We start from the raw sequence: 20,174 nt of genomic DNA on the forward strand, positions 1-20,174 counted from the left end.
ATGCTGGTGAGCAGCGAGGACGCGGCGCGCAGACGTTTGCTGTAGCCGGACTGCCGGGGCACGTAGGGGAACAGGCCGCGGAAGTCCCGGTCGACGCGGCGCAGCCAGCGCCGCTCGGAGGTGTAGCCGAGCAGCGCTGACATCACCGCGAGCGTGAGCAGTTCCGCGTCACTGAGCGTGGGCGCGATCCCGGTCTTCGGGCGCCAGGGGGCCAGCCACGGCGAAGCCTTCAACTCGTCGTCGATCCGGGCATAGAGTGCCGTTGCGAGGGTGTCCAGGTCTTTCGTCACACATTGACAGTGGGCGCCCTCGCGCCATGTCCGCAGGCGAACCCTTGGACTCATTCATCTAGGCGGAGCGGGGTGCGCCCCCGGTGGCGCTCCAGTGGTACAGCGTCATGGCCACGCTGGTCGCGAGGTTGTAGCTGGAGACCTGGGGGCGCATCGGCAGGGCCAGCAGATGGTCGGCACGCGCGCGCACCGCGGCGGACAGCCCGCTGCGCTCCGACCCGAAGGCCAGCACGGCGTCGTCCGGCAGCTTCGTGCCCCGGATGTCCTCGCCCTCGGGGTCGAGGGCGAACAGCGGTCCGGGCGGCAGTTCCTCGACGGCCACCCGCTCCACCACGGTCGCGAAGTGCAGGCCCGCCCCGCCGCGCACGACCGTGGGATGCCAGGGGTCGAGCGTGCCGGTGGTGACGACCCCGGTGGCCCCGAAACCGGCGGCGAGCCGGATCACGGCCCCCGCGTTGCCCAGGTTGCGCGGGTTGTCGAGCACCACGACGGGAGCCTGCCGGGGCGAGCGGGCGAGCACCCGCAGACCGGCCTCCCGGGAGGGCCGTGCGGCCAGGGCGGCGACGGCGGTCGGATGCGGCCGCGCCACCAGGGCCGCGTACGTCGGCTCCGGCACCTCGGCCAGCAGGGCGTCCAGGGCATCGCGTACGTCCGGGGCCAGCTCCTGCGCCAGGGCCAGCGCCGCCGCCCGGTCGGTGGTGACGGCCACCGGGACCTCGGCTCCGAAACGGAGGGCGTGCTTGAGGGCGTGGAAGCCGTCGAGCAGCACGGCGGAGCCGGCGTGCGCGCGCCACAGGGTCACGGGGTCGGTCATGCCGGAAGCCTACGCGGGACGGCGCGACGCCTTCTGCGGCGCGGAACGTCGGCGGGAGCCCTCCGGTGGGCGGGCCCGCGGAGGGCCGGCCCTGCCCTTGGGACCGCCAAGAGGCGTCCGAGAGGCGTTGTCCTCCCGTGCGCGGGGGCCGCAGGGCTTGCGGCCCCCGCGTGAGCCGCCGAGGGCTCAGGGCTGCCGAACCCCGGCGGACGGCTCCGGCTCGGGTTCCCGTTCCGTTCCGGTCGCCCGCGCGGCGGCGCCGCCACCGCCCCGGGGCCGGACCAGCCGCATGCGTACCACCCGGCAGCCGAGCCTGCGCAGGAACGACGTCGGCAGGAAGACGGCGTCCGTCGCGATCATCGCCAGCGAGAAGAACGGCAGCCCCAGAACGACCGCGATCACCGCGTGCTCCGTCATCATCGCGGCCAGGAGGACGTTCTTGACCCGCCGGTTGAACAGCGTGAACGGGAAGGCGACCTGCACGATGACCGTCCCGTACGTCACCAGCATCACCACGGTGCCGTTGGCGGACAGCAGGTCGGCGAGCGCGGGCCAGGGCGAGAAGGATTCGAGGTGGAGCGGGTAGTAGACGGCGGTGCCGTCCTGCCAGCGCGAGCCCTGGATCTTGTACCAGCCGGCCGTGGCGTAGATCAGACACGCCTCCGCCATGATCACGAACAGCGCGCCGTTGTGCACGACGTTGGCGATCACATCCAGCAGGATCCGCGGCTCACCGCCCGCCGCGAACCGCCCGACCAGCCACCACAGTCCCAGCGCCGCCCACACCGTCCACAGGAGGGCGGGCACCAGCCAGCCGCTGCCGAGCCGGCCGGCCAGGGTCACCGCGCAGAGCACCAGGCCGAACCCCGCCCAGAGCACCGGTCCCGTACGGTCGCGGACCTGCTCTCCACGCGCGCGTGCCGCCTCGCTGCGCGCCGCCCGCCGCGCGTCGAGGGACCACACCTGACCGCAGCGCGTGAACACCAGGTATATCGACATCAGGTGCAGCACGTTGTCGCCGCCGTCGCCCATGAAGACGCTGCGGTTCTGCAGCGAGAGCACGCCGACCATGAACAGCACCGACGACGTGCGCGAGCGCCAGCCCAGGAGCAGCAGGACGCCGGAGACGACGGCGAGCAGGTAGCAGATCTCGAACCAGATCTGCCCCTCCGACCACAGCAGCGCCGTGAACGCCTCGTTGACCGAGGTCAGCTGCCGGGCTAGGTCCCAGCTCCAGGGGCCGTCGGGCCCGTACAGCTCCTGGCGGTGCGGGAACTCGCGCAGCAGGAACAGCAGCCAGGTCGCGGAGAAGCCGATGCGGATGACGGCGGACTGGTAGGGGCCGAGCGGGGATTCGGTGACGCGGGCGATACCGCGCGAGACCGACAGGGCGAGACGATTCACCGCACGCCTCCCGCGGCCTCGTCGGCCGTGACCGTCCACCACGGCAGCACCTGGTGGACCGGCGTGTCGGAGACCTTCTCATCGCTCCACGCGGGCGGCGGCACATTGGTGGTGCGCGAGCGGACCTGGACGCGCTGGACGGTGCCCGTCCGGCCGGCCGCGTCCTCCCGGTACAGCCGCATCACCGCGATCCGCCGCACGTACTGCTCGGAGAGCGCGCCGCGCAGGCCCACGGGACGGTTGTCGCCGTCGTGCGTGGCGACGTAGAAGTCCCAGGCCCGGCGCAGTTCGTTCTGCTCGGTGTGGCTGGGCAACAAGCTGCCGTCGATGGCCTCGCCGTCCCGCGCGGACAGGTCGTACCAGCCGGTCGTCTCGATGTCGCCGTCGGCCGTGCGGACCTGCGCCCGGACCTGGACGGCGATGTTCTGCTGCAACGGGTTCGGCGCGAACAGCTTCCAGTTCTGCTCGAACTCCGGGTAGATCCACTCCTCGATCGCCTTGCCGTGCTGCTTCGTGACCGTGTTGGCGGGCGCGACGCTCAGGAACACCATGGCGAGGTGCACGCAGGCCGCGACGGCGACGAGCGCCAGCGCCAGGGCGGCACCGATCTGGTACGGCGGGGACAGCGCGGCGACACCAGCACGGCGTGCGACGGGCGGCACGGGGCCGTCTCCGGCGGCGCGGTGACCGGCCCGCTGCTCGCCCGGCGGGCCGTCCCGCCCCGACCGCGGCCGAACCGCCACCGCCCCGCCCCCGTCCCCGGGCCCGGGTCCGTCCCCCAGCTCAGGCCCGTCCCCCGGCTCGGGTCCGGACAGGGGCTCGGACCCGGCCTCCGTCGTCACAGCAGACGCAGTCCACGGCGGCTCGGCGGCAGAGGGTGCCGGTACGGACGGTGCGGGCAGCGCGGAGGCGGACGGTGCGGTTCCCGCGCCGTGTGCCGCGGGGCCGCGAGGCGCCTGAGGCGGTGGCGCCCCGTCCGCCCCGTCCGGCCCCTGCGGGGCGTGCGAGTCTCCGTCGTACGCGTCCATTCCGCCCCGTTCCCGTACCGCTCCGTCGTCCGGCCGCCGTCGCGGGCCGCGCACGGCCCGCGAACCCTACTCGTCGGCGCTCGCACGGAACGGTACTCAGCCCCACCCGCCGCGCGCAGCCCACAATCACAGCTCGCGGACGTGGCCGTCACCACTCCTTCGCCCGGCAGGAGACCCGAGCGGCCCCGCCCCGCCCGGCTTGCTCGGGTTGTCCACAGGCCGTCGCCAGGGTTGTCCACAGCGGTTGACACCTCACGGCGGCTCACCCACCATGGAATCGCACGGACCGAACGATCGGTCGGTGCCGGATTTCCGGAAGATCCCGAGGTCAGGGGGACCGCATGGCCACAGCAGCCGCGCACCGCACGGCCGGCACGGCGGCGTACGACGCCGAGGACACCGCCGCCACGGCCGCGTACGAGCGCGCCTTCGACGCCGCCGTGGCCGCAGACGAGCGCATCGAGCCCCGCGACTGGATGCCCGACGCCTACCGCGCGACGCTGGTCCGGCAGATCGCCCAGCACGCCCACTCCGAGATCATCGGCATGCAGCCCGAGGCCAACTGGATCACCCGCGCCCCCTCGCTGCGCCGCAAGGCCATCCTGATGGCCAAGGTCCAGGACGAGGCGGGCCACGGCCTGTACCTGTACAGCGCCGCGGAAACGCTCGGCACCGGCCGCGAGGAACTGCTCGACAAGCTGCACAGCGGTCGTCAGAAATACTCGTCGATCTTCAACTACCCCACGCTGACCTGGGCGGACGTCGGCGCCATCGGCTGGCTGGTGGACGGCGCGGCGATCACCAACCAGGTCCCCCTGTGCCGCTGCTCCTACGGCCCGTACGCACGCGCGATGGTCCGCATCTGCAAGGAGGAGTCCTTCCACCAGCGCCAGGGGTACGAGTTGCTGCTCGCCCTCAGCAACGGCACCCCGGAGCAACACGCGATGGCCCAGGACGCGGTGGACCGCTGGTGGTGGCCGTCCCTGATGATGTTCGGACCGCCCGACGACGCGTCCCAGCACTCGGCCCAGTCAATGGCCTGGAAGATCAAGCGCCACTCGAACGACGAGCTGCGCCAGCGCTTCGTCGACATCTGCGTGCCCCAGGCGGCGTCCCTCGGCCTCACCCTCCCCGACCCGGACCTGCGGTGGAGCGAGGAGCGGGGGCACCACGACTTCGGTGCGATCGACTGGACGGAGTTCTGGGAGGTCCTCAAGGGCAACGGCCCGTGCAACGAGCAGCGGATCACCCAGCGCCGCCGGGCACACGACGAGGGCGCCTGGGTCCGGGAGGCGGCCGCGGCCCACGCGGCCAAGCACAACGGCACAACGGCCGAGCACAACGGCGGAACACGAGGAGCGCGGGCATGACCGACACCGACTGGCCCCTGTGGGAGGTCTTCGTGCGCTCCCGCCGCGGCCTCTCCCACACCCACGCCGGCAGCCTGCACGCCCCGGACGCGGAGCTGGCCCTGCGCAACGCACGCGACCTGTACACCCGGCGCGGCGAAGGCGTCTCGATCTGGGTCGTCCCGGCGGCCTCGATCACCGCGTCCTCGCCCGACGAGAAGGACCCCTTCTTCGAGCCCGCCGCGGACAAGCCCTACCGGCACCCGACCTTCTACGACATCCCGGAAGGGGTGAAGCACCTGTGACCGCCACCGTGCCCACGACCGCCGCGCTCGCGCTCGGCGACGACGCCCTGGTGCTCTCGCACCGGCTGGGGGAGTGGGCCGGCCACGCGCCCGTCCTGGAGGAGGAGGTCGCGCTCGCCAACATCGCGCTGGATCTGCTCGGCCAGGCCCGCGCGCTGCTGTCGATGGCCGGTGACGAGGACGAACTGGCGTACCTGCGCGAGGAACGCGCCTTCCGCAACCTCCAGCTGGTGGAGCAGCCGAACGGCGACTTCGCCCACACCATCATCCGCCAGCTGTACTTCTCCACCTATCAGCACCTGCTGTACGCCGAACTGGCCGCCGGCAAGGGCCCGTTCACACCGCTCGCCGCCAAGGCCGTCAAGGAGGTCGCCTACCACCGCGACCACGCCGAACAGTGGACGCTGCGGCTCGGCGACGGCACGCAGGTCAGCCGTGAGCGGATGACGCGGGCCTGTGCGGCCCTGTGGCGGTTCACCGGCGAGATGTTCCGGCCGGTGCCGGGCCTGGACATCGACGGGGCAGCCATGGAGGCAGCCTGGCTGGAGTCGATCGGTGCCGTGCTGCGCCGGGCCACCCTGACAATCCCCGAGGAGCCGAGCACCGGCGCCTGGTCGGCGGGCGCGGGCCGGCAGGGCCTGCACACCGAGCCGTTCGGGCGGATGCTCGCCGAGATGCAGCATCTGCACCGCAGCCATCCGGGGGCGTCATGGTGACGACGACGACCACGCCGCTGGAGGCGGAGCTCCTCGACCTCGCGGGCTCGGTGCCCGACCCCGAACTGCCGGTGCTCACCCTCCGGGAGCTGGGCGTGGTGCGCGCGGTGCACCTGTGGGACACGGACGCCGTCGAGGTGGAGCTGACCCCCACCTACACCGGCTGCCCGGCCATCGAGGCGATGTCCGTGGACATCGAGCGGGTGCTGCGCGGCCACGGCATGCGCCGGGTCACCGTGCGCACGGTGCTCGCACCCGCCTGGTCGACCGACGACATCACGGACGAAGGGCGGCGCAAACTGCGGGAGTTCGGCATCGCTCCCCCGCGGGTGCGACGCGAATCGGACCCGGTCCCGCTCGCCCTCGGCCCGACCCGGACGCGCGCCACCGCGTCCGAGGCGTCGGAGGCGTTCGAGGCGTCGGAGTTGTCGGAGTTGCCGGAGGCGCCCGAACCCGTCCGCTGCCCGCACTGCGGATCGGCCGACACCGAGCTGCTGAGCCGGTTCTCCTCGACCGCGTGCAAGGCGCTGCGACGCTGCCGGGCCTGCCGTGAACCGTTCGACCACTTCAAGGAGTTGTGATGGCCCGCTTCCACCCGCTCCCGGTGGCCGCGGTCGACCGCCTCACCGACGACTCCGTGGCCCTCACCCTCGCCGTCCCACCCGGGCTGCGCGAGGAGTACCGGCATGCGCCCGGTCAGCACCTCGCCCTGCGCCGCCGGACCGACGGGCTGGACATCCGGCGGACCTACTCGATCTGCTCCCCCGCGCCCGCGCCCGGCGACGAGGGCCCGTCCACCGTGCGGGTCGGGGTGCGGCTCGTGGAGGGCGGCGCCTTCTCGACGTACGCGCTCAAGGAGATCAACGTCGGCGACGAGCTGGAGGTGATGACCCCGGCCGGGCGCTTCACCCTGGAGCCGGCCCCGGGGCTGTACGCGGCGATCGTCGGCGGCAGCGGCATCACCCCGGTGCTGTCGATCGTCTCGACGCTCCTGGCCCGCGAACCGGAGGCCCGGTTCTGTCTGATACGCAGCGACCGCACGGCCGCCTCGACGATGTTCCTGGAGGAGGTCGCCGACCTGAAGGACCGCCATCCGCAGCGGCTGCACCTGGTGACGGTGCTCTCACGGGAGGAGCAGCAGGCGGGCCTGCCCTCCGGGCGGCTGGACCGGGAGCGGTTGAGAGGGCTGCTGCCCGCGCTGCTGCCGGTGGACACGGTGGCCGGGTGGTTCCTGTGCGGGCCGTTCGGTCTGGTGCAGGGCGCCGAGCGGGCGCTGCGGGATCTCAAGGTGGACCGGACGCGGATCCATGAGGAGATCTTTCATGTGGACGCGGGTGCGGCGCCGGTGGTGCCCGTCACGGCCCCCGCGCACAGCACGGTCACCGCCCGGCTCGACGGTCGCGGCGGGACCTGGCCGGTCCGGGACGGGGAGTCGCTGCTGGAGACCGTCCTGCGCAACCGGTCCGACGCGCCCTACGCCTGCAAGGGCGGGGTGTGTGGGACGTGCCGGGCCTTCCTGGTCTCGGGCGAGGTCCGCATGGACCGCAACTTCGCCCTGGAGGCCGAGGAGACGGCGGCCGGATACGTACTGGCCTGCCAGTCGCATCCGGTGACGGAGGAGGTGGAGCTGGACTTCGACCGCTGAACACCATCCACCGCCCGTCACCCCCGGGTCGCCCCCGCCGACACCGACCGCCTCGACCGGGCGCCGCCCCGACCAGGCACCGCGAACCCGAACGGGCGCCGCCCCGACCAGGCACCGCGATCCCGAACGGGCGCCGTCCCGACCAGGCGCCGACAGCGGCGGCCGGCGCGGAGCCGACCGATCGCCCCTCCGGACCGGGTGTCGCCCGCCGCACCATTCCCTTCTTCTAGAACCTGTTCTATCTTGACGGCCCGTCAGAAACTGGGCGAGCGGAGCCGTCGGGAGGACAGGACCGTGGACTTCACCTTCACCGAGGAGCAGCTGGCGGCGGCCGAGGCGGCCGAGGGGGTGTTCGCCGGGGTGGCACCGGACGCGGTGCCGAGCCCCGCGCTCACCACGGGCGCCGTCGCCGAGGACGTCGACCGGCCGCTGTGGACCAGGCTGGCCGAGGCGGACCTGCTCAGCCTGCTGCTCGACGCGGAGTACGGCGGGGCGGGCCTGGACGCCATCGCGCTGTGCCTGATGCTGCGGGAGTCCGCCAAGGTGCTGGCGCGAGTGCCCCTGCTGGAGCACAGCGCCGCCGCCGCGGCCGTACAGACCTACGGCGGAAGGGAGTTGGCGGCCGAACTGCTGCCCCGCGCCCAACGGGGCGCCCTCGTGCTCACCGTCGCCGCAAGCGGGCGCAGCGGCCACGACCCGGCCGAACTGGCCGTCACCGCACGGCCGGACGGCGACGCCTGGGTGCTGGACGGGGTGCAGACGGCGGTGCCCTGGGCGTACGGAGCCGACCTCGTGGTGGTGCCCGCGCGCACCGAGGCCGGCCGGACCGTGCTCGCCCTGGTTCCCCGCGGCCATGCGGGCGTGGCCCTCGCCGAGCAGGTCTCCACCAGCGGGGAGCGGCTGGCCGAGCTGCGCCTGGAGTCCGCGCGGATCGCGGCGCGCCAGGTCATCGACGCCGACGGGGCGTGGGAGTGGCTGCGCGGGCTGCTGGCCACCGGGACGTGCGCGCTGGCGCTCGGGCTGGGCGAGCGGGTCCTCGCGATGACGAGCGCGTACGCGGGCAAGCGGGAGCAGTTCGGGCACCCGATCGCGAGTTTCCAGGCCGTCGCCGTCCAGGCCGCCGACCGCTATATCGACCTGCGCGCCATGGAGGCCACGCTGTGGCAGGCCGCCTGGCGGATCAGCTCGGGGACGCGGGGGCCGCTGCCCGCCGAGGGCGACATCGCCGTGGCCAAGATCTGGGCCTCGGAGGGCGTCCGTCGGGTGGTGCAGACGGCACAGCATCTGCACGGCGGCTTCGGCGCCGACACCGATTACGCCCTGCACCGCTACCACGCCTGGGCCAAGCAGCTGGAACTCTCGCTCGGCCCGGCCGCGGCGCACGAGGAGGCGCTGGGCGACCTGCTCGCCGCGCACCCCCTGGGCTGAGACGCGCCGCGCGCCGACCGGTGAGGCGTCTACCGGTGCGGCGTCTACAGGACGTGCCCTGGCCGGCCCTCGTCGGTGACGACCGGGCGGCCGGCGGCCTGCCAGACCTGCATGCCGCCGTCGACGTTCACGGCGTCGATGCCCTGCTGGACCAGATACATCGTGACCTGGGCCGAGCGGCCGCCGGAGCGGCAGATCACATGGACCCGGCCGTCCTGCGGGGCGGCCTCGGTCAGTTCCCCGTACCGGGCCACGAACTCGCTGATGGGGATGTGCAGCGCCCCCGCGGCGTGGCCCGCCTGCCACTCGTCGTCCTCGCGGACGTCCAGCAGGAAGTCGCCGTCCTTGAGGTCCGCGACCGCGACCGTGGGCACACCAGCTCCAAAACTCATGACCTCGACGCTACCCGAAGGACACCGGGCCCCGGGCGGCGCGCCGGGGCGGACGGGGCTACCCCTGCGCCAGGAGTTCCGCCAGCTCCGCCTCCCGCCGGGCAACATCGCCGCGAAGCCGCTCGGCGATCTCGTCCAGCAGGGAGTCTGGGTCGTCGGGGGCCAGGCGGAGCATGGACGCGATCGCGCCGTCCTCCAGTTCGCGGGCGACCAGGGTGAGGAGTTCCTTGCGCTGGGCCAGCCACTCCAGTCGGGCGTAAAGCTCCTCGCTGCGGCTCGGCGGCCGCTCGGCGGGGGCCGGGCCCGCCGCCCACTCCGCGGCCAGCTCGCGCAGCAGCACCTCGTCACCGCGGGCATAGGCGGCGTTGACGCGGGTGATGAACTCCTCGCGTCGCGCCCGCTCGTCCTCCTGCTGTGCCAGGTCGGGGTGGGCCTTGCGGGCCAGCTCGCGGTAGAGCTTGCGGGCCTCCTCGCTGGGGCGCACCCGCTCGGGGGGCCGCACCGCCTGGTCGGTGAGCATCGCCGCGGCCTCCGGGAACAGGCCGTGCCCGTCCATCCAGCCGTGCAGCAGTTCCTCCACGCCGGGGATGGGCGTGATGCGGGCGCGCGCCTCCTGCGCGGCGCGCAGGTCCTCCAGATCGCCGGTCCGGGCGGCCCTGGCCTCGGCGATCTGGGCGTCCAGCTCCTCCAGCCGGGCATACATGGGGCCCAGCTTCTGCTCGTGCAGCCGGGAGAAGTTCTCGACCTCGACGCGGAAGGTCTCCACCGCGATCTCGAACTCGATCAGCGCTTGTTCGGCGGCCCGCACGGCCCGCTCCAGCCGTTCCTCCGGCCGGGGCGCCTGGGACTGCTCAGCTTCCGGGGTCGTCACCGGGCCAGCCTAGGCCACACCCCGAACGCCCGCGGGATCCGCGCACCGATCCCCCACGCACACCTCCGGCATCACTCCGTAACTCTGCGCCCCCACATGCCCACTTACCGCACATGCACCCCGAAGAGCCCGCCCCGTCCCGCTCATCCCCGACCGCCGCCCGTCCGGCCGCCGCCGTCACACCCCGCTCTCCGCCGCGATCCGCCCCGACCGCACCGCCGCCACCAGGGCCGCGTGGTCGGCCTCGGTGCGGTCGGCGTAGGCGACCGCGAACTCGGCCACCGCCTCGTCCAGTTCCTCACCCTTGCCGCAGTAGCCGGCGATCAGGCGCGGGTCGGCGCTGTGGGAGTGGGCACGGGCCAGCAGGGCGCCGGTCATGCGGCCGTAGTCGTCGAACTGGTCGGCGGCGAGCGCGGCCGGGTCGACGCTGCCCTTGCGGTTGCGGAACTGACGCACCTGGAAGGGGCGGCCGTCCACCGTCGTCCAGCCCAGCAGAATGTCGCTGACCACCTGCATCCGCTTCTGGCCGAGCACCACCCGGCGGCCCTCGTGGTCGACGGGCGGCGTCTCGAAGCCGGCCGTGGCCAGATGCGGGACCAGCGCCGAGGGGCGGGCCTCCTTCACCTGGAGGACCAGCGGCTCACCGCGGTGGTCCAGCAGCAGGACGACATAGGAGCGGGTGCCCACGCTGCCCGTGCCGACCACCCGGAACGCCACGTCGTGCACCGCGTGCCGGGCCAGCAGCGGCAGCCGGTCCTCGGAGAGAGTCGTCACATACGTCTCCAGGGACGCCGCCACCGCCGCCGCCTCGGCGTCCGGTATGCGCCGCAGCACCGGCGGCGCGTCCACGAACCGGCGCCCGCCCTCGTCGACGGTCTCGGTGGACCGCGCCGCGAACCGGCCGCTGGTGTTGGCGCGGGCCTTCTCCGAGACCCGCTCCAGCGTGCCCAGCAGATCGTGGGCGTCGGTGTGCGAGACCAGTTCCTCGTCCGCGATGGCGTTCCAGGCGTCCAGGACCGGCAGCTTGGCCAGCAGCCGCATGGTGCGCCGGTAGGCGCCCGCCGTGTCGTGTGCCGCCGCACGACAGGTGTCCTCGTCGGCGCCCGCCTCCCGACCGGCCAGCACCAGCGAGGTCGCGAGCCGCTTCAGGTCCCACTCCCAGGGTCCGTGCACCGTCTCGTCGAAGTCGTTCAGGTCGATCACGAGGCCCCCGCGGGCGTCGCCGTACAGGCCGAAATTGGCCGCGTGCGCGTCGCCGCAGAGCTGGGTGGCGATCCTGGTCATGGGCGTGCGCGCCAGGTCGTAGGCCATGAGGCCCGCCGCACCGCGCAGGAAGGCGAAGGGCGTGGCCACCATCCTGCCCACCCGTATCGGTACGAGGCCGGGGATGCGGTCCCGGTTGGACTCCTCGACCGCACTCACCGTGTCCGGGCGGCCCTCGTCCAGGTCCAGGGCGCTGTGCGCGCGGCGCGGGACGCTCGCCCGCAGCGCCTTGCCCTCGGCCTTCGGCGACCCCTGCGACGGCCATCCGGCGAAGCCGCGCACCCGGGGAAGCCTGCGCCCCGGCCCGGCCGCCGTACCCGCCGCTTCCACCCCTGCCTCGGTCATCACGACCGCCTCCCCCGAGCACGCACGAACATCAACTCGTGCCGACCGTACCGCCGGTGACCGCGACGCGTCAGACCCTGTGGACAACCGCCCGGCTGTGGACAACCGCACCGGCTGGGACAAGCGCCCGGCTGTGGATAACGCACCCCCACGGCTGCTGAGAGACTCGTCACACCGCAAAGCCCCGCGCGGGACCTCCGTAAAGCACCACGCGGGACCCGGCAGAAGACGCGTCCACGCATGACAGAGGGCCCATCGTGATCACGATGGGCCCTCTGTCACTGTGGGGCACCGACGGAACTCGCTGGTCAGCGGCTATACGCCCCTGCGAGAAGATCGTTTCCCGCGCTGTGTCGTCAGTTTTCCCGCGGCCCAGGCCAGAGGCTGGGGCAGGAATTCAGGGGTGACGTCGAATCCACGACGGGTCGAGGATGTCGAGCCACACGTCGAGCTGCTTGGTCTCGTTAACGAACTTCTTGGTGTCCGGGCAGACGCGCCTGTATCGATCGACAAGGTCGTGAGCCACCTCCGCGACGATGTCGGCGAACGGCCCATGGACTTCTCTGCTCCAGTCCGCGGCGTGCCGGTCGGAGCGGTGCAACTGGTCCAGGGGAAGTTTGCGGCAAGCCGCCCAGGCCACCAGCTCGGGGGCGTACTGGAGGAGTCGTCGGTGTCCCACGGGTGAGGAACCGCACACTCCTTTCACCACCCAGGCCTTCCTGGGTGCTGGCCTTATGCGTCAGCGTGGGCCAGGGTGACGCATCCGTGCACGCAAGGGCCCGGATGACGTCCTCCATGCTGTATCCGCAGGGATGCGGGCCGGAGACCACGCCGCGGCGGTAGTCGAAGAAGCCGCCTTCTTCCCGGAACTCCTCCGCGATGCGCTTGAGGTGGGGACAGTGGGAAAGCCAGTCCTGCGGATGTACGGCGTGGGTGTACTGGCCGGCTTCCTCGCTCAAGCGCCGGATCCGTACGCGATCCGCTCCCATGACGATCTCCACGCGTACGTCGGCGTGGTCAAGGTCCGGTTCCGGCCGCTCGCGGGCGACATGCGAGAGGACGACCAGCCTCTGGAATCCCTCGATGCACTCGACACCGGACAGCTCGACGCCTCCGTCCGCGCATGGCAGGACCGCCTCGGCTCCGAGCACCAGCGGAGCCCCCGCAGCGCCGAAGTCCCAAGGCCGGACACGCAGCATCTCAGCCAGACGGTGGTTCTCGACGCTGTCCGCAAGGTAGCCGCGTGTGCCTGCGAGGCGGATCGCGGCGTCGGGACCGTCGGCCAGCCCGGCCAGCTCCCGCGCGGACGCCACCACCACCCATCGGTCCGCGAACCGAGCCCACCCTCGGGGGTGCAGCACCAGGCTGGGCCTGCCGGTGAAGGGATTCGGCGTGCCGCCCGCTCCCGGGTACCACGCGTCGTACGAGTGACTGTGTGCGTTCATGCCCTGCCCAACGCCTGCGGGACCGCATGGTGCCTGAAGAAGCAGGGTGGACCGCTCCTGCGGAGCAACAGGGCCCAGCCGGGTGTGGTGCGGCGTGTTACCGCGGTCACCTGCCTTGAGGCGTCCTGGGGCCAGACCGGGTGGGGCGCCGCAGGGGGGTGGGACGCACGGTGTCGTCGTCCGGTTCTTCGAAGGGCGTCTTCGTCATCTTTGTGGCCGCCGTGGAAGCAGCGGATGCTGTGAGCGCGGTGCCGGGTTGTGCGTGCCCAGCCGGGGTGGTGTCGTGGACCAGGCGCAGTTCGGGGCGCCGTGCGGTCGAGGTCCTGCCTTCACCAGGGACGCTAATGGGGACGAGGCCGAAGACGTAGTCGTTCAGGTCGTCGGGGTGGATGCCCATCTGGGCCGCAACATCGGCAGCGGTCATCCTCTTGGTACGCAGGGCGTCGAAAACCTTGGCCAGGAGCTGGCTGCTCTCCCGGGCCAGAAGGGAGCCGGGTTCGCCGCTGCGGTATCCCATCTGGGCGAGTCTCTTGACGGTCTGGGTATGACGCCATTCGGACAGCAGACCGAGGGCGCGGAGCCGGTAGGCCAGGGCCATGGCGGAGACGCCCCAGCGGCGCTTGGCGCTGAGAATCCGCTCCGCTGAAGGGTCATTGAGGCGTTGGGCGATGATGCCGGCCCGTGGCATGAGGAAGGCGGAGGCGAAGGCGTTGGCCTCCGGCTCGCCCTCGCGACCGCCGGGAATGCGGTGCTCAGAGTGCAGGACCAGGTGGCCGAGCTCGTGGGCGGCGTCGAACCGGCCGCGTTCACCGGTCTTTCGGGTGTTGAGGAAGACGTACGGGGTGCCTGCGTGGGTGGTGGAGAAGGCGTCCGCGTCCAGGCAGTCCGGTGCCAGTGAGAACACCCGTACGCCGTTGGCCTCCAGCAGGTGGACCAGGTTGGGTACGGGCGCCTCACCGAGTCCCCAGGCCGCCCGCACCTGCTCGGCGGCCTGCTCCGGCGTCAGGTGCGGATAGGTGGGCACGTTGGGAGCGGGAAGACGGAAGCGCTCTTCCAGCCAGGCATTGAGGGTGGAGGCCACGGCGCCGGAGCTGAGGGTGGCATCGCGTTCCAGGGCGCTCATCTTGGTCGGCGCCCGGAAACTGACCGCGTCCAGTTGCATCTCCGGGGCGGGCGGGGCCTGGAAGAACGGCACAGGGAAGCGCAGGATCCAGGCAAGCGAGGCGAGGGTCTCCGCCGACGGCACCTTGCGGTGCTTCTCGAAGGCGTTGATGCTCTGCGGCGACAGGCCCGAGGCCGCCGCCAGAGCGGCCTGGCTCATACGTCGGCGCTTGCGCGCGAGGACCAGCCGCTCTGGCGTGAACACGTTGCCTCAACTCCCATGCCTTGCTCTGACCAGCTAATTCTCCCCCAGGAATTCCACGACGACCTCCGGGCCCTGGTCGTCCCCGGGCTCGTCCAGCGAGATGTCGAAGCCGGGGTCGTCCATCGGCGGGAGGCTGATGGGTATGCGGTGCAGCCACTCGTCGACGAACTTGCCGTTCATCTTCACCGGCAGCGATAACTCCGCCTTGATGAGCCCCTCCTCCCGCTTGTAGAGGAGGCACCAGGTGGGGAGCTCGTCCAGCTCCACGCCGTACTCCACCTCGTCGCGGGAGAGGAAAGCCAGCTGGCCGTTCTTCTCCACCATCCGCGCCATGGCGGGTCCCTTGGGGTTCTTCGAGCGCACCCGCTTGTCCAGGTCGGCAACCCCGCCCTCCGCGCTGATAGCGGTGATCGCGTGGGTCCGGTCGGGGTGGATGACCCGCAGGATGCTGTCCCGCGAAGTGCGTCCCCACCTCTCTTCGGGTACCAGCAGCTCCGCCAGATAGCGGTTGGCCCGGCTCCAGAACAGGAAACCCCGCGTGGCCGGAGCGTCGAAGTCCGTGCACCCGCGCACATCCTCCAGCGCCATGCTCAGTACCACGGTGAACAGGTCGGCGGACACATCGAGTTCGGCGAGTTGCTGAGCGTACTGCTGGCGGTCGGGCTGGGCCAAGGTCGGGTCCTCCAGACAACGTTGATTTCAGAAATCGTACCTCAATCGAGGTGGCGTTTCTGAAACTAGGCACATCATCGCATGTCAGTTCGACTTTGTCATTCTGACCCAACTGGCCTGCCGGGCTTCAGGTTTGCCTACGCCGGGCTGTCGCGGTCATCCGCCGGTACCGCTGGTGCGCATCCTCTGGACAGCGTCAGTGGCTCCACGGACGAAGCGGGCAGGCATCCGGATCCGCCCGCCGTGGGACGGCCCGCTGTCGACGATCGCGCGCGACCAGCCGGGCCTGGAACCGGGACAGCAAACGAGCGGTCGAACCGGCTGTCGTCGAGGTCCAGGCCCAACAAGTGCTTCCAGGTCAGTGCAGCGGCGCTTCGCCGGGACAGCTGTGTCCCTCGGCGCGGATGTCGTGGCTGCTGCCTGCGAGCTTCCATTGCGATGCCAAAGTGAGCACGTGGCCCGGCTTTGACAGCGTTTCTCCCTTACGTTCGCCCACCGCGATTCGGGGCTTGCGGAGAAGGCCCAGGGCCCCGGCCGTGAGCGTCCAAACGAGAATGGGAAATGCCGCCACCCGCTCCATGCCTCCCATGCCGAGTCCGAGGTAATTGCCGAACAGAAACAGGCACATGGCGGTGATCGCGAGAGCTCCGAGCAAGGCGGTCGCCCACCGCAGTCCGGCCGCGACCTCACCCGACATACCGGCGCCCGCCAGCAGAAGGCCCAGGTTGCCGGTTCCCATGATGAGCAGAGCACCCAGGACATGTGAGTTCTCGTTGACGTCGGCGGGCGCGAGACCTGCCAGGACGAAGCCGATGCCGGCGCCCGCGAGAAGGAACCGGGCCAGCTTCGCGGTCCAGCGACCGCGCCACAGGGAACGGCCAAGGACCACGCCGACGGCAAGCAGCGCTCCCAGAGCGATGAACGAAAGGTTCATCGCATCGTGTGCGGGCGAGCAGACGTACCGCGGTTCGGGTTGCGACTGCGTGGTGCAGTAGACGTTGCCGAGGTCACTGATGTTGTTCCGGGCCCAGCTGTACGGTCTCGGCCAGACGGCCTCGACGACGGCGTGCGTCGAGAAAAACTGAAGGGCACCTGCGAGCCATGCGAGCCAGCCGATCCTGTCCTTCAAGGGTCCATCCTCTTCGGATCGTTTTTCTGCGTACGGAGCCCCGGCCCAACCGCCGCGGGGGATTCGGTTCATGGCTGGGCCGGGGCCGTTCAACTCGCCCCTGGGTTTTCTGCCGTCACACCTCAGGGGCGAGAGTCCTCGTGTGTCCCAGCGGGCGCCTGCAGCCGGTGCCTTCGGCGACGACCTGTCGATTCAGCCGCCAGCACGCTGACAGCGACGATGAGGGACACCGCGGGCCCCATGACCACAGCCGCGAATCCGTTCGCCGGGATACCCGGGATGCTTCCGCCGAAGTATCCGATGCCCACAGCGCATGAGACGAAGATCGCTTCGGCCGCACACATCGCGCAGGCGTAGCGCCACGCGACTAAGCGGGTGAGCCCCGCTGTCAGGCCGCCGAACAGCCGTCCTCCAGGGAGAAACCGGACGGCGATCAGTGCCGCGACGCCATGGCGTCGCACATGATGCGCAGCCCGCCTGACCCTGGTGTGCTTGGGCCAGCGTCGGTATCGGGAGAGCCCGTTCAGCAGCCGTGGACTTCCGCAACGGCCGACGACGTACACGAGCAGGTCGCCGACTACTGCAGCGGTGAGCGGAATCGCCATGACCAGTACGGGGCTCAGGCGACCCGTGGCGGCGAGGGCGCCGGCCGCGGCCAGTGCTGCGGAGTTGGGGATCAACGGTACGAGGGTGATGACCGCCAGGAGCGGGTAGATCCACAGCAAGTCGCCCATGCGGTCACGTCGTTGCGCGGCGTGCCGTGCTCGACAGGAACACCGCCCCGAGCATCACGGCCGCGGCGACGATCAGGAACGTCGGTGACATGCCCGCCGGGGTGCCGTCGTCGGCCCGGATCGCGCCCATGAAGTCGACCGGCGCGATTCCGTTGACCGTGCCGTACCACAGGGGCAGATAGGCGAATTGGAAGAGACGGTGGGTCCGGCTGAGTGTGCCGAGGACGAGCGCGAAAGAGGGGATGAAGAGCGCCCCGCAGAACCAGTGGACCAGGCCCTGGGTGTCCGATCCGGTGAACATGCGCGCCGCCGGACCGATGCCGGCGACGGCCGTGAGCAGGAAGCCCGCTCCCCATTCCGCAGCCACCCGGCTACGTGCGGAGGGATAGGCGCCGAGGATGGCCTCGACTCCGGATTCGTGACGCTGGGTGCCCAGCCGGGACCAGATGAGGACCGGCCAGATCCAGGCCAGCGGGAGCAGGAACCGGCTGACGCCGGTGGCGGGGGTGACCATTTGGGCGACGAGCGCGAGGAGGAGAACACCCGCCCACCACCACAACGGGATGCCCTGGATGAGGATGCGGACTTCTCCGAAGAGCAGACGCAGGGCGGGATTCCCGTATTTCACGGAAACTTGCGGCATGTTCGTGAACCCGGCAGAGCGTTCCTCCGTATGGTCGTCCCGCATGACGACGGCGGGCATCCCGGATCCTTCCGGCGCGGTACCGGTGTCCGCACCCAGGCGCGCAAGGGCGCCACCCCTCGCCGGGTCAAAGCGGGGAAACCACAGGGCGGGCAACAGGACGACCGCCACGGCGATCATGATCAACACGTACCTGCTGAGCAGAAACGCTGGGCTCGGGTCGAAGCCGTGCCACTCGAAGGTCTTCAGGGGCTTGTCGATCAGAGTCAGGCCCAGGCTGAACTCGCCGACTTTGTCGAGGTCGATGCCCTGCGCCTTCATGCTCGTGCTCAGCGATTGGACAACGCTGTGAACTCCGATGCCGCCGAGCGGGGCGCCGGGGGACTGGCCGCCGATCGCGATGAACGCCCAGATGAAGAACCACAGAACGTTGCCAAACCCTGCCCTCAGCAGCGGGATCGTCTCGAAGAGGAGAGCCGCAGCCGCAGTGAACGCCATGAGCGGCAAGGCGATCACCACGAAGGGACTCAGCAGTTCCACTGGGTTGATCGTCATGGATTCCCCGCGCGCCAATTGCATGACCACAGCGGTCACCACGAGAACGCCCAGCATGGAGGCCAGCACCAGTACGCTGCTCAGGAACTTGGCGAGCAGGTAGGCCCACGTCCGCAGAGGCGTCGCCGCCAGGAGCCTGCCCACACCGGTGCTCTCGTCGCGCGAGATCGCATTGCGTACGACGTAGAAGCCGCCGAGCGAGAGCCATACTGTCCCAGCCAGCGCGACGACCATGCCGATGTACGCGCTGTTGTAGGTGCCCCGGTAGGCACCGACCTGCATGACCACCCAACCGGATTCCTTGGCGGGTGTGGCGAGATAGCCCAGTCCGACCGCGGCGATCAGGATGACGGCATACGCCGGCCGTCGCACCCGGTCCCAGAAGTCGCCGATGGCGAGCCTGATGAGTGTCTCCAGCATCACTGCCATCCCGTGGGCTCGGCGGGAGTGGCCAGTGGCGCGGTCGGTTGCACAACGGCTTGGTTCACGATGGCCAGGTACGCGTCCTCAAGATCGGGCTCGACCTGCTCGGCGGTCGCGTACGGCGGCACGTGCGTCAGGAGCCGTACGCGGACTCCGCTCGAGGTGCGGATCATCCGGCTGACGATCTGCCGCTTCTGGATGACGGGAACGTCCGCGGGGTCGACGAGGACCTCCCACACCCGTCCCTCTATCGCTGACAGGAGTTCCTCGGGCGATCCTCGACGCTGGAGTCGCCCGTTCGCGACCACGGCGATGTCGGAGGCCACGGACTCGACGTCGGAGACGATGTGTGTGGAGAGCATGACGACCCGGTCCGCAGCGAGATCGCTCAACAGGTTCCGGAAACGGACCCGCTCCTCGGGGTCGAGGCCGGCGGTGGGCTCGTCCACGACGATGACCTTCGGGTCGGCGAGGAGCGCCTGGGCGATGCCCACCCGGCGCATCATGCCGCCGGAGTACTTGCCGAGGGGGCGCTTGACCGCCTCGGTGAGGTTGACCAGTTCCAGCAGTTCGTCGATGCGGGAGCGGGCCGAGCGGGCCGACAGTCCCTTGGCGGCCGCAAGGTAGGAGAGGAACTCCCGCGAGGTGAGGTTGGGATACACCCCGAAGTCCTGCGGTAGATAGCCGAGGGTGCGGCGCAGCACGTCCGGCTTGGCCACCACATCGGTGCCGTTGAACAGGACCTGGCCGCTGGTCGGCCGGGTCACGGTCGAGGCGATCCGCATGAGGGATGACTTGCCGGCTCCGTTCGGGCCGAGCAGGCCGAGCATTCCGGTCTCCAGCCGCATGGTCATCCCGTCCACGGCTCGTTTACCGCCCCGGTAGACCTTGGTGATGTCGACGAGTTCCAGCATGGTGCGACCCCCTACGCCCCGAAGTTCCTGACACCGGTCAGCGGCGCCGAGGCCGCCGCCTGTGTGCCCTTCAGCTTCGTGGCACTGCCGTTGCGCAGAACCTTCACGGACTTCGGCACCTCGACTCGGAAGCGCACATCGCAGTTGGCAAACCGCTTACAGCCTGCCTGCAGATCCAGGATGCCGTCCGTGAGCTTCCAACTGGAGTGCGGCTTGGCTCCGGGCTGAACGTCGAACCACCGAGTGACCTCCACGTCCTCTCGGTCGCTCGCGACGAGATCCGTGGGAATGCCGTGGGACCGGACGTTGAGCGTCTTCCCGCCGAAGGAGAAGGTCTTCTTTTCAGGTGCCGCATCGCCGGCGTCGGCGCAGCCCGTGAGAACGGCCAATGAGGTCAGGACAACAGCTGCCAGGACGCTCCTTGACAAACTACGAGAGAACAC

At 70.8% G+C, this 20,174-nt stretch carries 20 protein-coding genes and 1 pseudogene; 6 read left to right on the forward strand and 15 right to left on the reverse strand.

The window, feature by feature from the left end:
- The 4 genes and pseudogenes from ACFYTE_RS05365 to ACFYTE_RS05380 all read right to left on the reverse strand — a co-directional run.
- Window positions 1-290, reverse strand: a pseudogene (locus tag ACFYTE_RS05365) (IS982 family transposase); the annotation flags it as partial.
- Between the two features lie 58 nt (window positions 291-348).
- Window positions 349-1,104 carry a TrmH family RNA methyltransferase gene (locus ACFYTE_RS05370; RefSeq protein ID WP_388705208.1) on the reverse strand — a complete coding sequence of 252 codons (756 nt, stop codon included), beginning with the start codon at window positions 1,102-1,104 and terminating at the stop codon, window positions 349-351.
- Between the two features lie 186 nt (window positions 1,105-1,290).
- Window positions 1,291-2,508, reverse strand: a complete 1,218-nt coding sequence (locus tag ACFYTE_RS05375) for an HTTM domain-containing protein (protein WP_388705211.1) — start codon at window positions 2,506-2,508, stop codon at window positions 1,291-1,293.
- The gene (locus ACFYTE_RS05380) at window positions 2,505-3,170 is read right to left on the reverse strand and encodes a DUF5819 family protein (protein WP_388705214.1); all 666 of its coding nucleotides are present in this window, start codon (window positions 3,168-3,170) and stop codon (window positions 2,505-2,507) included. The genes ACFYTE_RS05375 and ACFYTE_RS05380 overlap by 4 nt, the downstream gene beginning before the upstream one ends.
- 707 nt (window positions 3,171-3,877) lie before the next feature.
- On the opposite strand from ACFYTE_RS05380, the gene paaA reads away from it, so the two are divergent.
- The 6 genes from paaA (at window position 3,878) to ACFYTE_RS05410 (ending at window position 8,979) form a co-directional block, all read left to right on the forward strand.
- A complete protein-coding gene (gene paaA, locus ACFYTE_RS05385; protein WP_388705216.1) occupies window positions 3,878-4,906 on the forward strand; it encodes a 1,2-phenylacetyl-CoA epoxidase subunit PaaA in 1,029 nt (342 codons plus the stop codon).
- Window positions 4,903-5,190, forward strand: coding sequence for a 1,2-phenylacetyl-CoA epoxidase subunit PaaB (paaB, locus tag ACFYTE_RS05390; protein ID WP_351731070.1), 288 nt, complete (start codon window positions 4,903-4,905; stop codon window positions 5,188-5,190). Before paaA ends, paaB begins: the two co-directional genes overlap by 4 nt.
- The gene (gene paaC, locus ACFYTE_RS05395) at window positions 5,187-5,906 is read left to right on the forward strand and encodes a 1,2-phenylacetyl-CoA epoxidase subunit PaaC (RefSeq protein ID WP_388705220.1); all 720 of its coding nucleotides are present in this window, start codon (window positions 5,187-5,189) and stop codon (window positions 5,904-5,906) included. Before paaB ends, paaC begins: the two co-directional genes overlap by 4 nt.
- Window positions 5,900-6,487 (forward strand): 1,2-phenylacetyl-CoA epoxidase subunit PaaD, encoded by a 588-nt coding sequence (gene paaD, locus ACFYTE_RS05400; protein WP_388705222.1) that lies wholly within the window; start codon window positions 5,900-5,902, stop codon window positions 6,485-6,487. The genes paaC and paaD overlap by 7 nt, the downstream gene beginning before the upstream one ends.
- The gene (locus ACFYTE_RS05405) at window positions 6,487-7,551 is read left to right on the forward strand and encodes a 2Fe-2S iron-sulfur cluster-binding protein (RefSeq protein WP_388705225.1); all 1,065 of its coding nucleotides are present in this window, start codon (window positions 6,487-6,489) and stop codon (window positions 7,549-7,551) included. The genes paaD and ACFYTE_RS05405 overlap by 1 nt, the downstream gene beginning before the upstream one ends.
- Window positions 7,552-7,845: 294 nt before the next feature.
- Complete coding sequence (locus ACFYTE_RS05410; RefSeq protein ID WP_388705228.1) at window positions 7,846-8,979, forward strand: acyl-CoA dehydrogenase family protein; 1,134 nt, start codon at window positions 7,846-7,848, stop codon at window positions 8,977-8,979.
- A gap of 44 nt (window positions 8,980-9,023) precedes the next feature.
- Here the strand turns inward: ACFYTE_RS05410 and ACFYTE_RS05415 are convergent, their stop codons facing one another.
- The 11 genes from ACFYTE_RS05415 to ACFYTE_RS05465 form a co-directional block, all read right to left on the reverse strand.
- The gene (locus ACFYTE_RS05415) at window positions 9,024-9,353 is read right to left on the reverse strand and encodes a rhodanese-like domain-containing protein (protein ID WP_388705929.1); all 330 of its coding nucleotides are present in this window, start codon (window positions 9,351-9,353) and stop codon (window positions 9,024-9,026) included.
- A 76-nt stretch (window positions 9,354-9,429) separates the two neighbouring features.
- Entirely contained in the window at window positions 9,430-10,242 is an 813-nt protein-coding gene (locus tag ACFYTE_RS05420) for a hypothetical protein (RefSeq protein ID WP_388705231.1), read from the reverse strand.
- A 177-nt stretch (window positions 10,243-10,419) separates the two neighbouring features.
- Window positions 10,420-11,850, reverse strand: coding sequence for a DUF2252 domain-containing protein (locus tag ACFYTE_RS05425; protein ID WP_388705233.1), 1,431 nt, complete (start codon window positions 11,848-11,850; stop codon window positions 10,420-10,422).
- Between the two features lie 397 nt (window positions 11,851-12,247).
- Entirely contained in the window at window positions 12,248-12,529 is a 282-nt protein-coding gene (locus ACFYTE_RS05430) for a hypothetical protein (RefSeq protein WP_388705235.1), read from the reverse strand.
- 872 nt (window positions 12,530-13,401) lie between these two features.
- On the reverse strand, window positions 13,402-14,661 hold the full coding sequence (locus tag ACFYTE_RS05435) for a helix-turn-helix domain-containing protein (RefSeq protein WP_388705238.1): 1,260 nt from the start codon (window positions 14,659-14,661) through the stop codon (window positions 13,402-13,404).
- A 33-nt stretch (window positions 14,662-14,694) separates the two neighbouring features.
- Window positions 14,695-15,333: a hypothetical protein gene (locus tag ACFYTE_RS05440; RefSeq protein ID WP_388705240.1), complete on the reverse strand. Its 639-nt coding sequence runs from the start codon at window positions 15,331-15,333 to the stop codon at window positions 14,695-14,697.
- Window positions 15,334-15,691: 358 nt separating this feature from the next.
- Window positions 15,692-16,462, reverse strand: coding sequence for a DUF998 domain-containing protein (locus ACFYTE_RS05445; protein ID WP_388705242.1), 771 nt, complete (start codon window positions 16,460-16,462; stop codon window positions 15,692-15,694).
- A 122-nt stretch (window positions 16,463-16,584) separates the two neighbouring features.
- On the reverse strand, window positions 16,585-17,196 hold the full coding sequence (locus tag ACFYTE_RS05450; RefSeq protein WP_388705244.1) for a DedA family protein: 612 nt from the start codon (window positions 17,194-17,196) through the stop codon (window positions 16,585-16,587).
- Between the two features lie 4 nt (window positions 17,197-17,200).
- On the reverse strand, window positions 17,201-18,766 hold the full coding sequence (locus ACFYTE_RS05455) for a hypothetical protein (RefSeq protein WP_388705247.1): 1,566 nt from the start codon (window positions 18,764-18,766) through the stop codon (window positions 17,201-17,203).
- A 47-nt stretch (window positions 18,767-18,813) separates the two neighbouring features.
- The gene (locus tag ACFYTE_RS05460; RefSeq protein WP_388705248.1) at window positions 18,814-19,731 is read right to left on the reverse strand and encodes an ABC transporter ATP-binding protein; all 918 of its coding nucleotides are present in this window, start codon (window positions 19,729-19,731) and stop codon (window positions 18,814-18,816) included.
- Window positions 19,732-19,742: 11 nt separating this feature from the next.
- Window positions 19,743-20,120: a hypothetical protein gene (locus ACFYTE_RS05465; RefSeq protein ID WP_388705251.1), complete on the reverse strand. Its 378-nt coding sequence runs from the start codon at window positions 20,118-20,120 to the stop codon at window positions 19,743-19,745.
- Window positions 20,121-20,174 lie beyond the last annotated feature (54 nt).

The organism is Streptomyces sp. NPDC004629, assembly GCF_042873595.1.
In the GTDB taxonomy this organism is placed as follows: Bacteria; Actinomycetota; Actinomycetes; order Streptomycetales; family Streptomycetaceae; genus Streptomyces.

Bases quoted from the DNA above. Each gene is read 5' to 3' on its own strand.
- ACFYTE_RS05370 (WP_388705208.1), bottom strand. From the start codon at position 1,104: ATGACCGACCCCGTGACCCTGTGGCGCGCGCACGCCGGCTCCGCCGTG.
- paaA (WP_388705216.1), top strand. From the start codon at position 3,878: ATGGCCACAGCAGCCGCGCACCGCACGGCCGGCACGGCGGCGTACGAC.
- paaB (WP_351731070.1), top strand. From the start codon at position 4,903: ATGACCGACACCGACTGGCCCCTGTGGGAGGTCTTCGTGCGCTCCCGC.
- paaD (WP_388705222.1), top strand. From the start codon at position 5,900: ATGGTGACGACGACGACCACGCCGCTGGAGGCGGAGCTCCTCGACCTC.
- ACFYTE_RS05405 (WP_388705225.1), top strand. From the start codon at position 6,487: ATGGCCCGCTTCCACCCGCTCCCGGTGGCCGCGGTCGACCGCCTCACC.
- ACFYTE_RS05425 (WP_388705233.1), bottom strand. From the start codon at position 11,850: ATGACCGAGGCAGGGGTGGAAGCGGCGGGTACGGCGGCCGGGCCGGGG.
- ACFYTE_RS05450 (WP_388705244.1), bottom strand. From the start codon at position 17,196: ATGGGCGACTTGCTGTGGATCTACCCGCTCCTGGCGGTCATCACCCTC.
- ACFYTE_RS05460 (WP_388705248.1), bottom strand. From the start codon at position 19,731: ATGCTGGAACTCGTCGACATCACCAAGGTCTACCGGGGCGGTAAACGA.